Below are 16,027 nucleotides of genomic sequence, written 5' to 3'. Positions count from 1 at the left end.
AACACAAGACCGGGGGCCGGTCGTCCAATCGGGGATCAGGCCTCGATCTCCGTGCGGTCTTCACTCCACAGCGTGTGGAACGTGCCTTCTTTGTCGACGCGCTGGTAGGTGTGCGCGCCGAAGAAGTCACGCAACCCCTGGGTCAGAGCAGCCGGCAGTCGCTCGGCGCGCAGGGCGTCGTAGTAGGAGAGCGACGACGCGAACGCCGGAACGGGGATACCCATCGTGGTCGCGGTGGCGACGACGCGGCGCCAGCTGTCCACAGCGTTCTCGACCGCATCGCGGAAGTACGGAGCGAGGAGCAGGCTGGGCAGCTCCGGGTTCTCCGAGTAGGCGTCCCGGATGCGGTTGAGGAACTTGGCCCGGATGATGCAACCGCCCCGCCAGATGGTGGCGAGGTCGCCGGGATGCAGGTTCCAGTCGTATTCCTTGCTGCCTGCCGCGATCTGGTCGAATCCCTGTGCGTACGCGACCACCTTGGACGCATAGAGCGCCTTGTTGATGTCGTCGATGAAGGTCGCCTTGTCCGAAGGTGCCGCCGCCAGAGTGCCCGACGCCAGGCCTTGTGCCTGCTTTCGCTGATCGGTTGCGCTCGACAGCGCTCGCGCGAAGACCGCCTCGGCGATGCCGGTGGTGGGGATGCCCAGATCGAGAGCGGACTTCACGGTCCAGCGGCCGGTGCCCTTCTGACCCGCAGCATCGACGATGACGTCGACGAGTGGCTTGCCTGTCTCGGCATCCACCTGGCTCAGGACCTCGGCGGTGATCTCGACGAGGTAGCTGTCGAGGTCTCCCGAGTTCCATTCGCGGAAGACGTCGGCGATCTCGGCGACGGGGAGATCCAGGGCCTTGCGCATGAGGTCGTACGCCTCGCCGATGAGCTGCATGTCGGCGTACTCGATGCCGTTGTGGACCATCTTGACGAAGTGCCCGGCACCGTTGGGGCCGATGTGGGTGCAGCAGGGCTCCCCGTCGACGTGGGCCGAGATCGACTCGAGCAACGGGCCGAGGGACTCGTAGGACTTGGCCGGTCCGCCCGGCATGATCGACGGTCCGTTGAGCGCACCTTCTTCGCCGCCGGAGATACCCGCACCGACGAAGTTCAGGCCGCGCTCGGACATCGCGGCTTCGCGCCGGATGGTGTCCGTGTAGAGCGAATTGCCGCCGTCGATGATGATGTCGCCTTCCTCCATCTCGGCGGCGAGCTCCTCGATCACCGCGTCGGTCGGGGCGCCGGCTTTCACCATGATCAGGACACGACGGGGCTTCTCGAGCGCCGCGACGAATTCGGCGACTGTCTCGGTCCGCACGAAGTCTCCCTCGTGGCCGTGCTTTTCGATCAGTGCGTCGGTCTTCGCGATACTGCGGTTGTGCAGTGCGACGGTGTGGCCGTGACGGGCGAAGTTTCGGGCGATGTTGGAGCCCATCACCGCCAAACCGGTGACACCGATCTGGGCGCGGGCAGCTGTTTCAGTCATGCGTACACCCTATGACTAAGCTCACCGGACCTCGCGGCGAGATCAGTTGTCGATCAGGCGATGCAGCTCGGTGAGCCAGGGAACGGCCACGGCGACCGTCGGGATCACCAGGATCGCGGCGGCGGCGACGTAGGCGAACGCAGAGATGGCCGTGGCCGGACGGGTGTCGACGAGCCGCTGCACTCGGGTGAGGGTGCTGGGTCCGCCGATGGCCATCGCGCCGCGAGGCGCCACCGAATCTGCGCACGCGACCAGGGCACGGCCGAGCTGCTTGCGCCCGGCACAGCGGATGGCGGTGTCGTCGGCGAGCAGCTCGACGAGCAACTGCACGGCACCCAGCGCTGAACGGCTACGGACGAACCGGGGAAAGGCTTCATGAACGGCGATGAAGGCTTCGAGTATCAGGTCGTGTCGGGCGCGTAGATGTGCGCGCTCGTGACTGATCACGGCGTCGAGTTCATCCCGGCGCAATCGGGCCACGGTGCCCTCGCTGATCACGACACGCTGTCGCAGGCCGGGCAGGCAATACGCCATGGGCTGATCGACCTCGAGCATGCGCACGTCGCGCGCACTGAGCGGATCGCCGGGGACGGTGCGATCCATCCGGTCGAGCAGGTCGATGAGTTCGCGGTGGGCCGACCGGCGCGCCCTGGTACGCATGGCGACCCGGATCACGGTGTAGAACAGCCGCGCTCCGATGAGGAGTGTGATCAAGAACACGCTGACGTAGACCGTCCAGAGCACCACGCCGAGGCTTTCGATCTCGTCGAACGGGTTCGTCGTGGGTCGTCCCTGCGCGTCGGGGACGAGAAGATTTGCGGCGATGGCGAGGCCGCAGCTGAACGCGGAGAGCACTGCCGCGATGGCGATCGACTGCCACAGAGCCATGGCCGCACGCGGGGCGCGGAGCGGCCACTGCGCGCGCGCGAGCCACGACGGAGCCGGGCCCACGAGCACGAGAGCCACGATCCCGAACACCAACGCGGTCAAAATAGGTTCCTAGGGCTCAGAAGATCGATATGACTCGCTGTGGGCTCCGCGGGCCGATTCCAGTTCATCCAGTGCACGTCGAAGCGCTTCCGCCTCGTCGGCGCCGACCCGGCCCACAAAGGAAACCAGGGCGGCCTGCCGTGATCCAGCCTCGTCCGCTTCGCTCAGCGCGTCAACCATCAAGCTCGCCACGAGGTGCTCACGCGGATGGGTGGCCGAGTAGCGGTGGGCACGGTCATCGCGCAGCTGCGTGACGAGATTCTTCTTCGCCAGTCGCTGGAGCACGGTCATCACGGTCGTGTACGCGAGTTCGCGATCCGCCGACAGAGCCGCGTGCACCTGCCGCACCGTTTGCGGTTCGGCGGACGACCACAAATTGTCCATGACTGCCCGCTCGAGCTCACCCAACCCGTTCATTCTTCTCACTTTACGTTTCTTCTCATCAAACAGCTCAACGCGTGGTGCCATCAATTTTCTTCCGTCGCAGTTGACAGGTTGGTAAGGCTAGCCTACATTCATTCTCACGTGGGACCGAGCGAGTGTCCTGAGGGCTGCAGAGACCCCCGGTCCGCGCCACAGCAGGCCCCACCGAGAGGTGGGGCCTGCTGATTCTTTTGTCGTGCCCATCCGATCGGGAGGGTCACCGCGGGCGGACTCGTCATCCGGGTTTTGACAGACTGTCGATCACGCGACGCGTAGTCCGAGAGCGCGGCCTCAGGCAAGGGAGAACCACGGTGACAGACAACATCGATCTGACCGAGACGATGGGCACGCTGCCCAAGGGCTTCGACAACGAGCTCGGGTTGCAGATGCAAACGGCAACAGCTGACGAGGTCACCGCGACGTTCGAGATCGCCCCCAAGCTCCTGCAGCCCTGGGGCATCGTTCACGGGGGCGTGTACTGCTCGGTGGTCGAATCGGTCGCGAGTACGTCGGGTCAGATATGGCTGCACAGCAAGGGGATCACCGATTCCCATGTCGTCGGGGTGAACAACAGCACCGACTTCCTGCGCGCGGTGAGCACGGGCACCATGACTGCACGTTCGAAGCCGATCCACCGGGGCCGTCGTCAGCAGCTGTGGGAGGTCGACATCACCGACCAGTCGGGCAAGTTGATCGCACAGGGCCGGGTACGGCTGCAGAACATCGCCGCCGAGAACTGATCTGCGTCGGTATGGGACACGATGCGGCACCGGCCGCGACACGATTGTCCGACCCGGCGCGAGCCCGCATCGATGCGGTCCTCTCTGCCGTCGATGTCGAACTCGACCGGGCTTATCCCGGCGATCGCGCCGAGAAGCAGCCTGCCCACACCGTCTATGTGAGTGCCGCCGACGTGGACGCGGACACCCCCGGCACCTGGGGGGACCGGGCGTCGGCGATCGCCGATGACGCCGCCGCCGTGGTTGCGGACCTCGATCGCACCGGCATCGCCTCGCTGGTCCAGGCCCGATTGCGGGGGCAGCCGATCGAAGACCTCCGAATAGACCTTGAAGACGGTTACGGCTGGCGACCGGATGCGGTCGAGGACCGCGACGCTCGAGCGGCCGGTCGCACGATCGCCACATGGTCTGCCCGACCTGAGCAGGCGCCCAGCGCCTACGGTGTTCGCTGCAAGGGGCTGGGCGCCACTGAGCGGGCGCGTGGCTTGCGGTCACTGGAGCTTGTGCTCGATGCTGCCGGCGGGGTGCCGGACGGGTTTGTGTTCACCGTCCCCAAACTGCGCGCGGCAGTCCAGGTGGATGCGGTGGTGATGATCTGTGAGGAGCTCGAACGCGCGCACGGACTGCCCGAAGGCGCATTGCGTTTCGAACTGCAGATCGAGAGCCCTCAGGCGGTGCTCGGTGCCGACGGACGGGCCACGGTGGCCGAAGCGATCCATCGTGGCGTGCCGCGGCTGACCGGATTGCACTATGGGACATACGATTACAGCGCCGCCTGCGGCATCGTGTCGTCCCAGCAGTCGCTGGAACATCCGGTCGCCGACCATGCCAAGTCGGTGATGCTCGTCGCGGCAGCACAGACCGGGGTCTGGGTGTCGGACGGGTCCACCCAGGTGTCCCCGGTCGGTTCCGCCAAGGTCGTCGAAGCGGCTCTACGCCGTCATCACCGACTCGTCACCCGCAGCCTGGAGCGTGGCTTCTATCAGGGGTGGGACATGCACCCGGGCCATCTCGTCACTCGATGGCTGGCGGTGTACGGCTTCTTCCGGTCGGCGATGTCACCGGCCGTGACGCGGTTGCAGTCGTACTTCGACCGCCAGAGTTCGGAGTTTGTGGACGAGCCCGCGACTGCACAATCGCTGGCACTCGTGGTGCTGCGTGGACTGTCGGTGGGTGCGTTCACCGAGGCGGATGTGCTGGCCGTCGGACCCCGGTGTTCGGCAGCGGCCCTGGGTGAACTGCGCGCCAGTGGGGGCGTGCTCGGCTGACCCTGCGGTTCTCTGGCGTCTTCCACCGCGCCGACGCGGGCTCTGCGTGGCAGTATGAGTCGGTCGATGCGTGTTCATCGGCTGTTCACACCGAGGAGGACATCGTGCATCTGTCGCCGCATGAGCAAGAGCGACTGATGATCTCGTACGCTGCGGAATTGGCACGTCGTCGGCAGGCGCGCGGGTTGCTGCTCAATCACCCCGAGGCCGTTGCGGTCATCACCGACCACATCCTCGAGGGGGCACGCGACGGACGGAACGTGGCCGAACTGATGTCCACGGGACGCGAAGTTCTCAGTCGCGAACAGGTCATGGACGGGGTCCCCGAGATGTTGCACGACGTGCAGGTGGAGGCAACCTTTCCGGACGGCACCAAGCTCGTGACCGTGCACAACCCGATTTCCTAGAGGAGTCACGATGGCAGAGCTTGCTCCCATCCCTGGCGAGGTACTCTGTGCCCCAGGAGAAATCGTCATCAACGAGGGTGCCGAGATCACCGAGGTCGTGGTCACCAATGCCGGCGACCGCCCCGTTCAGGTGGGCAGCCACGTGCATTTTCCCCAATCGAATGCTGCCCTCGACTTCGACCGTCAGGCCGCACACGGGAAGCGCTTGAACATTCCGGCGGGCACCGCCGTTCGGTTCGAACCAGGCATCGAGACCACCGTGGAGCTGGTCCCGATCGCCGGTACCCGTGAGGTGCACGGTATTTCGCTGAACCCACCCGGAAAGTTGGATTCGTAGATGGCATCGCTGAGCCGTGCGCGTTACGCCGATCTGTTCGGTCCCACCGTGGGGGACCGGATCCGTCTGGCAGACACCAACCTGCTGATCGAGGTCACCGAGGACAGGTCGGGCGGACCGGGTCTCGCGGGTGAGGAGGCTGTCTTCGGCGGTGGCAAGGTCATCCGCGAATCGATGGGCCAAGGCCGCGCAACCCGGGCCGATGGTTCTCCCGACACCATCATCACCGGTGTCGTGGTGCTCGATCACTGGGGGATCATCAAGGCGGACCTGGGTATTCGTGACGGCCGGATCGTGGCCCTCGGGAAGGCAGGCAACCCGGACACCATGGACGGGGTACATCCGGATCTCGTGATCGGCCCGTCCACCGAGATCATCGCGGGCAACGGCAAGATCGTCACGGCGGGCGGCATCGATTGCCATGTGCATTTCATCTGCCCGCAGATCATGGACGAGGCACTGGGAAACGGGATCACCACGCTCATCGGCGGGGGGACGGGTCCGGCGGAGGGCAGCAAGGCGACCACGGTCACGCCCGGTGCCTGGCACCTCGCCTCGATGCTGCAGGCCACCGACCACTGGCCGATGAACATTGCCCTGCTGGGTAAGGGCAACACGGTCAGCGCCGACTCGATGCGCGAGCAATTACGCGCCGGCGCTTCGGGATTCAAACTCCACGAGGACTGGGGCAGTACACCGGCAGCTATCGACGCGTGTCTGCGGATCGCTGATGAGTCTGGGGTGCAGGTGGCGTTGCACTCGGACACCCTGAACGAGGCCGGGTTCGTCGAACAGACACTCGGAGCCATCGCCGGGCGTGGCATCCACGCGTACCACACCGAAGGCGCGGGCGGCGGGCACGCACCCGACATCATCACGGTCGCGGCGTACCCGAACGTGCTGCCGAGCTCCACGAACCCGACTCGGCCGCACACGGTGAACACGCTGGACGAACACCTCGACATGCTGATGGTCTGTCATCACCTCAATCCCAGTGTGCCCGAAGATCTTGCGTTCGCCGAGAGCCGCATCCGGCCGTCGACCATCGCCGCCGAAGACCTGCTGCACGACATGGGCGCGATCTCGATGATCGGCTCGGACTCGCAGGCGATGGGTCGCATCGGCGAAGTGGTACTGCGAACGTGGCAGACCGCGCATGTGATGAAGGAACGTCGAGGTGCCCTTGCCGGCGACGGGGCCGCCGACAACACCCGCGCGCAGAGGTATGTGGCGAAGTACACCATCTGTCCTGCGATCGCTCACGGTCTGGACGACGAGATCGGTTCGGTCGAGGTGGGCAAGCTCGCCGACCTCGTGCTGTGGGATCCCGCGTTCTTCGGCGTCCGCGCGCATGCCGTCATCAAGGGTGGGGCGATCGCGTGGGCGGCCATGGGCGACGCCAACGCGTCCATCCCGACTCCGCAGCCGGTGCTGCCCCGACCGATGTTCGGCGCGGCGCCCAAGCTCGCCGCGGCGACATCGCTGAGTTTTGTTGCGCCGCAGGCCATCGAGGACGGACTTCCCGACCGATTGGGACTCGATCGGCGCCTGGCGGTGGTGAAGGACGTGCGTCGGGTCGGCAAGGCGGACATGACGAACAATGACGCACAGCCGGAGATCCGGGTGGACCCCGACACTTTTACGGTCACCATCGACGGCCAGGTGTGGGACCAGCAGCCGGCCGCATCGCTGCCCATGGCCCAGCGGTACTTCCTGTTCTGATGACCGCGATCTCGACAGGGGAGGCAGCGCCACCTTTGGGTGGGTCAGCCGCCAAGAACCTCGCAATGTTGCTGACTCTGGCGGACTCTCGGCTTCCGGTGGGCGCTCATGTCCACTCTGGGGGACTGGAGGAGGCGATCACGTCCGGCGTGGTCCGAGACGTCCCGTCACTCCGGGCGTTTCTCATCAGGCGGGTACGCACGACGGGTCTGGTCGCCGCGTCGATCACGGCCGCAGTGGTCGACCGCCGACTCGAGGTGTCGGCTGCCGACGTCCAGGCCGACGCGCGAACACCGTCGGCCGCGGCTCGGTCGGCGTCCCGGTCGCAAGGCCGAGGCATGCTGCGCCTGGGGAAAAAGGTCTGGCCGCACCATGATTGGACGGAGCACTCCGCCAGGCCGCACCTACCCGTCGTGACGGGTTCGGTGGCACGTGCCGCCGGCCTCGACGGGTACCAGAGCGCTCTTGTGCTCATCTACACGACCATGACCGGATCAGCCACCGCCGGCCAGCGGCTGTTGGCGTTGGACCCTGGCGACGTCGCTCTGCTCGGCGTCCAGATGACCGAGCTCTGCGAAGAGACCGCGGCGATCGCCTGTACCGAACTCGCCGACTATTCCGATCCGCTGCTCGATGTGTTCGCGCAGCGGCACGAGCTGCGCGCCATGCCACTGTTCGCGTCCTGACAACCCAAAGACGACGTCGACCCGGGCGTTGCCACAACACGTCCTGCACAACCGAAGGAGAACAACATGCCCCCGCACCTCATCGACGGACAACCGCACACGCATGATCACTCGCGACCCAAGCGCGAACGAGTCGCCGGTGAAGCACTCCGCATCGGAATCGGTGGTCCCGTCGGTTCTGGTAAGACCGCGTTGGTGGCCGCACTGTGCCGCCAGCTCCGTGATGAACTGTCGGTCGCTGTGCTGACGAACGACATCTACACCACCGAGGATGCCGATTTCCTGCGCCGCAATGCCGTCTTGCCGGATGAGCGCATCACCGCCGTCCAGACAGGTGGGTGCCCCCACACCGCGATCCGCGACGACATCACCGCGAACCTCGATGCCATCGACGACCTCTTAGAGGCCAATCCGCCCCTTGACCTGATCCTGGTGGAGTCGGGCGGAGACAACCTCACGGCAACGTTTTCGACGGGGTTGATCGATGCACAGATCTTTGTGGTCGATGTGGCCGGCGGCGACAAGGTGCCGCGCAAGGGAGGTCCCGGAGTGACCTTTTCCGACCTGCTCGTGGTGAACAAGACGGACCTGGCACCGATGGTGGGCGCCGACCTCCACGTCATGCGAAGCGATGCGGAGAAGGTGCGTGAAGGACGTCCGACGGTGCTCATCTCTCTGACCGACGACCCCGCGGCGACCGACGTGCTGAGCTGGGTGCGTGACCAACTCGCGGCAGCGCGGACTCAGCCCTTGAACACGGTGTGACGAGCCGGCACATCACATGCACACCGAGCTGTATCTCGAGGCGCACAAGGGGCGATCACCCCGGGTCCGGGCAAGCGGCGGCCTTACGGTTCGTCAGACCGGGCGCGACGTCCTGCATCTGATCTCCAGCGCAGCGACCCCCCTCGGTGGAGACCGGATCGACATCCACGTCGATGTGAGATCCGGTGCTGTACTGACGCTGCGCAGTGTCGCTGCCGCCATCGCGCTGCCGGGCCGCTGCGACACCGTCTCGGACATGTCGTGGCACATCACCGTTGCCGACGGGGCCACGTTGATCGTCGATCCACAGCCAACGATCGTCGCGGGTGACGCGGTGCATCACACGCGGTGCACGGTGGAGATCGCCGGGTCGGGGGAGTTCCGGTTCTGTGAACGGGTGCAGGTGGGCCGTCGCGGCGAGGATGCCGGACGGTGGTCGGGTCGTATGAGCGTGGACATCGCGGGCACGGCTGCGTTGCGGCATCAACTGCGCCTCGGCCGGCCGGACACCGACAGCCTCAGCTCACCTTCGGTACTCCTGAGTGAGTACCGCTACCCCGACAGTCGGCCCGACACCGTGCACCCGACCGCGACAGCGGCACGCCTGGGGCTGGTAGCGGCGGCAGCATGACAACCGTTCTGGCGAATACGCTGACCGCGGCGGACCGGACGGCAGCCGAACTGGTCGGCTGAGGTCAGATCAGCTGGCGGCCGGCTTGGACTGATCCGAGTTTCGTTCGGATGTGAACGACTTGGTGGGGTCGGAGAGAACCGGCTTGTCGCCGGGGGTCTGGTCGCGGTCCACAGGCACGGCGTCGCCGCCACCGTCCTTGATTCTGTCGAGCTCGATCTGAGCCAACTGGTCCATGGCGTTGCGCGCCAGCACCTGCTGCTCGGTGATGGTGAGCTGCGAGCGACCTCGGGTGAGGAATGCGAACGACCAGTCGACAATTGTCGTGAGACGGTTCCTGAACCCCACGATGTACACCAGGTGCAGCAGCAACCATCCGAGCCACGCGAAGAAGCCCTCGGTCTCGAAGTTCTTCTTCAGGCCTGGCACCGGCACCGACATCACGGCACTGAACTTGGAGATGGTCGCCATCGAGCCCTTGTCCCAGTACTTGAACGGCTCACGATCTTCGGGTTTGCCACCCTTGAGCTCGGCCTTGATCGCGTCGGCCGCGTAGCGCCCACCCTGGATCGCCCCTTGGGCCTGGCCCGGCACGTTCTCGACCGACATCATGTCGCCTACGACGAACACATTGGGGTGCCCGGGGATGGACAGATCGGGCTCCACCTTGACGCGTCCGGCGCGGTCGAGTTCCACTGCGCTCTGCTCGGCGAGTTGTTTGCCCAGCGGGCTGGCGGCCACACCGGCCGACCACACCTTGCACTGCGACTCGATGCGCCTGGTGCTGCCGTCTTTGTCTTTCACCACGAGGCCGTCGTAATCCAGGTCGACGACCATTGCATTCAGCTGGATCTCGACGCCCATGCCCTCGAGCCGTTCGGCAGCTTTGGTTCCGAGCTTCTTGCCCATGGGAGGAAGGACTGCGGGCGCCGCATCGAGGAGGATGACGCGCGACTCTGTGGGGTCGATGTTGCGGAATGTGCCCTTGAGGGTCTTTGCACTCATCTCCGCGATCTGACCGGCCAGTTCGACGCCGGTGGGACCGGCACCGACCACCACGAAGGTGAGCAGTCGAGCCCGTTCCTCGTGATCCTCGGACAGCTCGGCCTGCTCGAACGCTCCCAGGATGCGACCACGCAGCTCCAGCGCGTCGTCGATGGTCTTCATGCCGGGCGCGAACTGAGCGAAGTGGTCGTTGCCGAAGTAGGACTGATCGGCACCCGCTGCGATGATCAGGCTGTCGTAGGGCGTCTCGGTGATCCGCTCCAGCAGTCGGGACGTCACAACTTTCTTCTCGAGGTCGATGCCCTCCACATTGCCCATCAGGACCTGAGCGTTGGCCTGCTTGCGCAGGATCACGCGGGTAGCGGGCGCGATCTCACCTTCGGAGATGATGCCGGTGGCCACCTGGTAGAGCATCGGCTGGAAGAGGTGATGTGTGGTCCGTGCGATCAAGGTGACCTCGACGTCGGCTTTGCGCAGGCGCTGAGTAGCGAACAGCCCCCCGAAGCCGGAACCGATGACCACTACCCGATGCCGGGTCGAACCTGCAGTCTCGTCGCTCATGACCATCTCCTGTCGGTTGGCGGTGTGCGGCGGGGATCTCAGGGCTGGTCAAAACCCGCTCATTGGCTAACGGTAGTCAATGAGCTCGCGTTGGTCGCGGCAAGGGCCGGATTCGCCCGAAGGTGTGCAGGTGAGCGGTTCAGGCGATCATGCTCGATGCGATTCGGGCGGATTGTGCCCACGGGAAACTGCTTGATTCCCAATGTGTTTTGAGGATCTCGTACTCGACTTCGCCGCGTTCGGAACCTGCGATCGAGGTGTCGGCGCAGTCGTGTAACCGGGCCAGCCGCAGACCCGACTTCTCCATCACGCGGCGCGAGGCAGCGTTGACTGCCATGGTGCCCGCGAAGATGCGGCTGATGTTCAGCTCGGTGAAAGACAGCTGCACCAATGCCCGAGCTCCCTCGGTGGCCAATCCTCGCCCCCAAGCGCGGCGGCGCAGCCGGTAGCTCAGTTCGAACTCCGATTCCGACGAATGGCGAGGCGCCCGCAAACCGAACCAGCCGACGAACCCGCTTGTTTCTGCGTGGGGGTCGCCGACGGAACGCGCTGCGACGACGTCGAGCCGATCGAGTGCAACCCAGACGCCGGCACCGCCGCGGTGGCCCGCCTCGGCCAGCGCTCGCGGGATCACCCAGTCCTCGATGACCTCTCGAGGGGTGGCGGTCCCACCGGTGACATAACGCATCACGGCCGGGTCGCTGTCGAGTTCGACGAGGTGGTCGGTATCGGCAATCGACACCGGCCGCAAAACCAGGCGATCGGTCTCGATGATCAACTCTTCATTCCCCATTCCACTGACGTGATGTCGGCATCCTACGGTCTCGTGCGACGCAAGTGGTAGACCTCGCCGGAGAGTGTCGGAGCAGACCATTCAACCAGGGCATCGGTGCTGGTGAGAGGTGAGATTCGGGCTTGCGACAGCTTGCGGGTGGGTGGCGATCGTCAAATCGCGAGTCGGCGAGGATCGCCGCTGCTGGTTGCGGTCGGTCGACCCGCCCGGCGCCCGGGTGGCCAAGACATGCTGGTGAGCGGATTTGCGCCGAAACCCGTTCGGCGAGTGCGCAACACACGATTCGCCGTTGTCGCCAACGCGGCGATGGACCCGTCCCCGGATCTCTTCGGCCCTGCCATTACGCTGGCACCGGTGAAAGACACCTCTTCTGGTTCAATCCCCACCGACCTGGACACGGTCGAGCTGCAGTTGCGTTGGGGCGACTTGGACACCAACCATCACGTGAACAACGTGCAGTTCGCGCGATTGTTCGAAGAAGCCCGGGTCCGCACCGTCACCCGCTGGTTCGCCACTCAGGGCCGCAGTACCGGCGCCTTCCATCTCGCCCGGCAGGAGATCGAGTTCGTGGCGCCGCTGTACTACGGCCCCGAGCCCGTGACGGCCAAGGTCTGGATCAGTCGTCTCGGCACATCGTCCTTCGACTTCGCCAGCGAATTGCGTGATGGGAAAGGCAACCTGGTGGGACTGTGCGAGACGACCGGGGTGATGATCGACCCCGAGACCGGCGGCACCAGACCTGTGCCCGACGCCGTACGCGACCTCCTCGAGGCAAAGATGGCAGATCCGGTTCCTTTCCGGCGCCGCGCTTGACCGCACTGTGACGATCGATGTCGGGCAGCGGTGATATACCGGCCTGACAACCGCGGACGAGGGGGCGTGCAGTGCTGAGACTTCATCGTGCCGAACGCACCAGCACGCTGGTCGCGGCTTTGGCCGGCATCCTCTCGGAGCCGCCCGGCGACCCTTTCGCCGGTGAGGTGGTCGCGGTGCCTGCGCAGGGTGTCGAGCGCTGGCTGACCCAGCAGTTGTCGTTGACCCTCGGAACGAGCCGGGCGCCGGGTGGCGACGACCATGGCGACGGAATTGCGGCGAACATCGCGTTCCCCTCGCCGTCGGCGCTGGTCGACGATGTTGTCGCCCAGGTCAGTGGTACCGCCGCTGCAGGCAGACCCGACGACGATCCTTGGGCGCCCGCGCGCATGCAGTGGACGCTGCTCGGGGTGATCGACGACGCAGTCGACGACCCCGCGTGCGCAATCCTCGCCCGGCATCTCGGGCACCGAAGCGCCGCCGGGACCGGCCGGGACGCAACCTCGGGTGCGGGGACCACGTCACCAGCTCCCGGTTTCCGTGTCGGACGCCGGTTCGGGACAGCGGAGCACCTGACGCAACTGTTCCGCAGCTACGCCACCCACCGGCCCCAGATGATCCTCGACTGGGTTGCCGGTTCGGACACCGATGGAGTGGGTGACCAGCTCGACGAAGACGTGCGGTGGCAGCCGCATCTCTGGCGGATGTTGCGTGAGCGCATCGACGCACCCAGCCCGCCGGAACGTCTCGACGACGTCTGCACGGCACTGCGGCGACAGGCCTCGGCGGTCGACCTGCCTGAGCGTATCGCCCTCTTCGGGGCCACCCGCCTCACCACCCAGCAGCTGGCGATCCTGTCAGCACTCGGCGCCCACCGCGACGTCAACCTCTTTCTGCCGCACGCGAGTCCGGCTCTGTGGGAGAAGATGCCACGATTCGACGGGCAGGTGCGCCGCAGCGATATCGACGCCAGGTTCATCGAGCACCCCCTGGTGGCGTCGCTCTCGCGAGAAGTGCGTGAACTCCAGGTCCGGCTGAGCGACATCGCGGACGAAGATGTCCACCACCGCGCTGACGAGCCAGTCGACACGCACCTGCGGCGACTGCAGCACGCGATCCGCACCGATGCGGTCCTGCCCGCTGTCGGGGTGGCCGATGGCAGCGTCGAGGTCCATACGTGTCACGGGCCGGCCCGGCAGGTGGAGGTGCTCCGCGAACTGGTCTTGCACATGTTCCAGGAAGCTCCGGACCTGGACCCGCGTGACGTCATCGTCATGTGCCCCGACGTGGAGACCTACGCTCCGTTGATCCGTGCGTCATTCGGGCAATCGATCAACGTGCACCCTGGCCATCAATTGCGTGTGCGACTCGCGGATCGGGCTCTGCGCCAGACCAATCCACTGCTCGAGGTCATGTCGGATCTGCTCGAGCTCGCCGGGGGGCGCGTCAAGGCCAGCGAGGTGCTGGGGCTGGCGGAGAGCGAACCGGTGCGAACGAGGTTCGATTTCAGCGACGACGACCTGGAACGACTGCGGCAGTGGACCGCCGAATCAGGTGCGCGCTGGGGTATCAACGACAACCAACGCAAGCCGTTCGGGCTCGGCGGATTCGGGCAGAACACCTTCGGCGCAGGGTTGGACCGGATCCTGCTCGGGGTGGCGGCCGACGAAAGTGAACTCGGCTGGCTCGACACCGCGCTGCCGCTCGACGACGTCGACAGCGCAGACGTCGACCTAGCCGGCCGCTTTGCGGAGTTCATCAGCCGACTCGACGACTCACTCGCCACCCTCCGAGGTCCGCGACCAGCAGTCGAGTGGTCCCAAAATCTTTCGAGGGCAATGGATCTGCTCACGGCGGTGAAGTCGGCAGATAGCTGGCAGCGCAGTCAGGCGCACCGCGAGTTGGCTGCCGCGACCGAACACGGTGGCCAGGCCATCGTCCGGTTGGCCGACGTCCGCGCGATGCTCGCGCACCGTCTGGCCGGCCGACCGACCAGGGCGAACTTTCGTACCGGCGAGCTGACCGTGTGCACCATGGTGCCCATGCGGGCCGTGCCACACCGAGTGGTGATCCTGCTCGGGCTCGACGACGAGAGCTTCCCGCGGGTCGGAAGTGTCAACGGTGACGACATCATGGGCCGCAATCCCTGTGTGGGAGAACGGGACATCCGTAGTGAGGACCGTCAGCTGCTCCTCGACGCCACCATGTCGGCCATCGACCGCCTGGTCATACTGTTCACGGGGAACGATCCGGTCACCGGGCTTCGTCGCCCGCCCGCCGTTCCGGTGGGTGAGTTGATCGACTCGGCCAACGCAATGCTGGCCGAGGGGTCGACGGTGGTGCGTGCGCACCCGCTGCACGCGTTCGACCCCGTCAACTTCGATGCCGGTGCCCCGTTCAGCTTCGATGATTCTGCGTTGGCCGGTGCGCGCTCTGCACAATCGATCCAGATCAGCGAGCCTGAGTTCCTTCCGGAACCATTGCCGGAGAAGCTCGGCGACGTCGAGTTGGCCGACCTCATCGCGTTCGTGGAACATCCGATGCGGGCGTTCTGCCGCCAGCGGCTGGGTATGTATCTGCCCGGCGACGACGAAGAACTGAGCGATGTGTTCAGCGCGGACCTCGACGGTCTCGACCGGTGGGCCATCGGCGACCGAATGCTGCAGTCCCGACTGGCAGGTGTCGAGGGGGCCGCTCTACGCGCCGCCGAACTGCGGCGGGGTTCGCTTCCACCGTTCCGGCTCGGTGGTCAGGTGTTCCAACGTATCGCCGGCGACGTCGAGTCCCTGGTGACCGCCGCCGCCCCGCTGCACGAAAAGCCTTCGGAATCAAGGGATGTCACGGTGGAGCTCGGCGGTGGACGACGACTGTCCGGTACGGTGCCCGGCGTGCACGAAGGTGTTGTCGTGCGCACGATCTTCTCGCGAGTGGCTCCGAAACACCGGGTGGCGGCCTGGGTGGCGTTGCTGGCGCTGTCGGCGAGTGAGTCGGGTGATCGGTCGGCTGTGGTGCTGGGTCGGGGAAAGTACGGGGGCCGCCTTGCGCGATCAGACATCAAGAGTCCTCCCGATCCCGCGGCGACGCTCCGTGACCTGGTCGCGATGCGCGATGCCGGCCTGCGTGCGCCGCTGCCGCTTCCCACCACTGCGGCCTGTGAATATGCCACCCGTCGCAACCGGGGCGACGGTGTCGAACTCGCCATCGAGGCTGCCGAGGTGAGCTTCAAAAGCGACTTCGGGGGAGAGGGCCAAGACCTGTACGTGAAGTACCTGTACGGCACCGAGTTCGGTGCGATTCTGTCCGAGTCGCCGGCACCGGATGCGGCTGTTCTCACCGAACCTTCGAGGTTTGGTGCCTTGGCGACCGGCCTGTGGGCTCCGCTGCTCGATGCCGAGACGGTGCGCTGAG

At 65.8% G+C, this 16,027-nt stretch carries 15 protein-coding genes; 10 read left to right on the top strand and 5 right to left on the bottom strand.

Going from position 1 to position 16,027, the window contains the following annotated elements; all coding sequences use genetic code 11:
• Nucleotides 1-35 precede the first annotated feature (35 nt).
• Genes gndA through MVA47_RS17765 form a run of 3 tightly spaced genes read right to left on the bottom strand, consistent with a single transcriptional unit; the run spans nt 36 to nt 2,894 of the window.
• On the bottom strand, nt 36-1,478 hold the full coding sequence (gndA, locus tag MVA47_RS17775; RefSeq protein WP_116915230.1) for an NADP-dependent phosphogluconate dehydrogenase: 1,443 nt from the start codon (nt 1,476-1,478) through the stop codon (nt 36-38).
• Between the two features lie 42 nt (nt 1,479-1,520).
• A complete protein-coding gene (locus MVA47_RS17770) occupies nt 1,521-2,468 on the bottom strand; it encodes a M56 family metallopeptidase (RefSeq protein ID WP_030162622.1) in 948 nt (315 codons plus the stop codon).
• A gap of 9 nt (nt 2,469-2,477) precedes the next feature.
• A complete protein-coding gene (locus MVA47_RS17765) occupies nt 2,478-2,894 on the bottom strand; it encodes a BlaI/MecI/CopY family transcriptional regulator (RefSeq protein ID WP_247209003.1) in 417 nt (138 codons plus the stop codon).
• A 338-nt stretch (nt 2,895-3,232) separates the two neighbouring features.
• On the opposite strand from MVA47_RS17765, the gene MVA47_RS17760 reads away from it, so the two are divergent.
• From MVA47_RS17760 to MVA47_RS17725, 8 genes are all read left to right on the top strand, one after another.
• Nucleotides 3,233-3,631, top strand: coding sequence for a PaaI family thioesterase (locus tag MVA47_RS17760; RefSeq protein ID WP_281505425.1), 399 nt, complete (start codon nt 3,233-3,235; stop codon nt 3,629-3,631).
• Between the two features lie 11 nt (nt 3,632-3,642).
• Nucleotides 3,643-4,899, top strand: a complete 1,257-nt coding sequence (locus MVA47_RS17755) for an aldolase/citrate lyase family protein (protein ID WP_247209001.1) — start codon at nt 3,643-3,645, stop codon at nt 4,897-4,899.
• Nucleotides 4,900-5,003: 104 nt separating this feature from the next.
• Nucleotides 5,004-5,306, top strand: a complete 303-nt coding sequence (locus MVA47_RS17750; protein ID WP_030162630.1) for an urease subunit gamma — start codon at nt 5,004-5,006, stop codon at nt 5,304-5,306.
• Between the two features lie 10 nt (nt 5,307-5,316).
• The gene (locus MVA47_RS17745; protein WP_247209000.1) at nt 5,317-5,643 is read left to right on the top strand and encodes an urease subunit beta; all 327 of its coding nucleotides are present in this window, start codon (nt 5,317-5,319) and stop codon (nt 5,641-5,643) included.
• Complete coding sequence (locus MVA47_RS17740) at nt 5,644-7,365, top strand: urease subunit alpha (protein WP_247208999.1); 1,722 nt, start codon at nt 5,644-5,646, stop codon at nt 7,363-7,365.
• Complete coding sequence (locus MVA47_RS17735) at nt 7,365-8,051, top strand: urease accessory protein UreF (protein WP_247208997.1); 687 nt, start codon at nt 7,365-7,367, stop codon at nt 8,049-8,051. The genes MVA47_RS17740 and MVA47_RS17735 overlap by 1 nt, the downstream gene beginning before the upstream one ends.
• A gap of 66 nt (nt 8,052-8,117) precedes the next feature.
• Entirely contained in the window at nt 8,118-8,816 is a 699-nt protein-coding gene (gene ureG / locus MVA47_RS17730) for an urease accessory protein UreG (RefSeq protein WP_247208995.1), read from the top strand.
• Between the two features lie 16 nt (nt 8,817-8,832).
• Nucleotides 8,833-9,447 (top strand): urease accessory protein UreD, encoded by a 615-nt coding sequence (locus tag MVA47_RS17725; protein WP_247208993.1) that lies wholly within the window; start codon nt 8,833-8,835, stop codon nt 9,445-9,447.
• 69 nt (nt 9,448-9,516) lie between these two features.
• Here MVA47_RS17725 and MVA47_RS17720 read toward each other — a convergent pair whose 3' ends face one another.
• Together MVA47_RS17720 and MVA47_RS17715 are read right to left on the bottom strand one after the other, a co-directional pair.
• Nucleotides 9,517-11,019, bottom strand: coding sequence for an NAD(P)/FAD-dependent oxidoreductase (locus MVA47_RS17720; protein WP_247208991.1), 1,503 nt, complete (start codon nt 11,017-11,019; stop codon nt 9,517-9,519).
• 133 nt (nt 11,020-11,152) lie between these two features.
• The gene (locus tag MVA47_RS17715) at nt 11,153-11,806 is read right to left on the bottom strand and encodes a GNAT family N-acetyltransferase (protein ID WP_374474245.1); all 654 of its coding nucleotides are present in this window, start codon (nt 11,804-11,806) and stop codon (nt 11,153-11,155) included.
• 267 nt (nt 11,807-12,073) lie between these two features.
• Between MVA47_RS17715 and MVA47_RS17710 the strand changes: the two genes are divergently transcribed.
• Together MVA47_RS17710 and recC are read left to right on the top strand one after the other, a co-directional pair.
• Nucleotides 12,074-12,619, top strand: a complete 546-nt coding sequence (locus tag MVA47_RS17710) for a thioesterase family protein (protein WP_247208990.1) — start codon at nt 12,074-12,076, stop codon at nt 12,617-12,619.
• Nucleotides 12,620-12,690: 71 nt separating this feature from the next.
• Complete coding sequence (gene recC / locus MVA47_RS17705; RefSeq protein ID WP_247208988.1) at nt 12,691-16,026, top strand: exodeoxyribonuclease V subunit gamma; 3,336 nt, start codon at nt 12,691-12,693, stop codon at nt 16,024-16,026.
• Nucleotide 16,027: the final 1 nt, after the last annotated feature.

Origin of the sequence: Williamsia sp. DF01-3 (genome assembly GCF_023051145.1) — a bacterium.
Classification (GTDB): Bacteria; Actinomycetota; Actinomycetes; order Mycobacteriales; family Mycobacteriaceae; genus Williamsia.
This window is presented reverse-complemented; position numbering and strand designations above follow the sequence as displayed.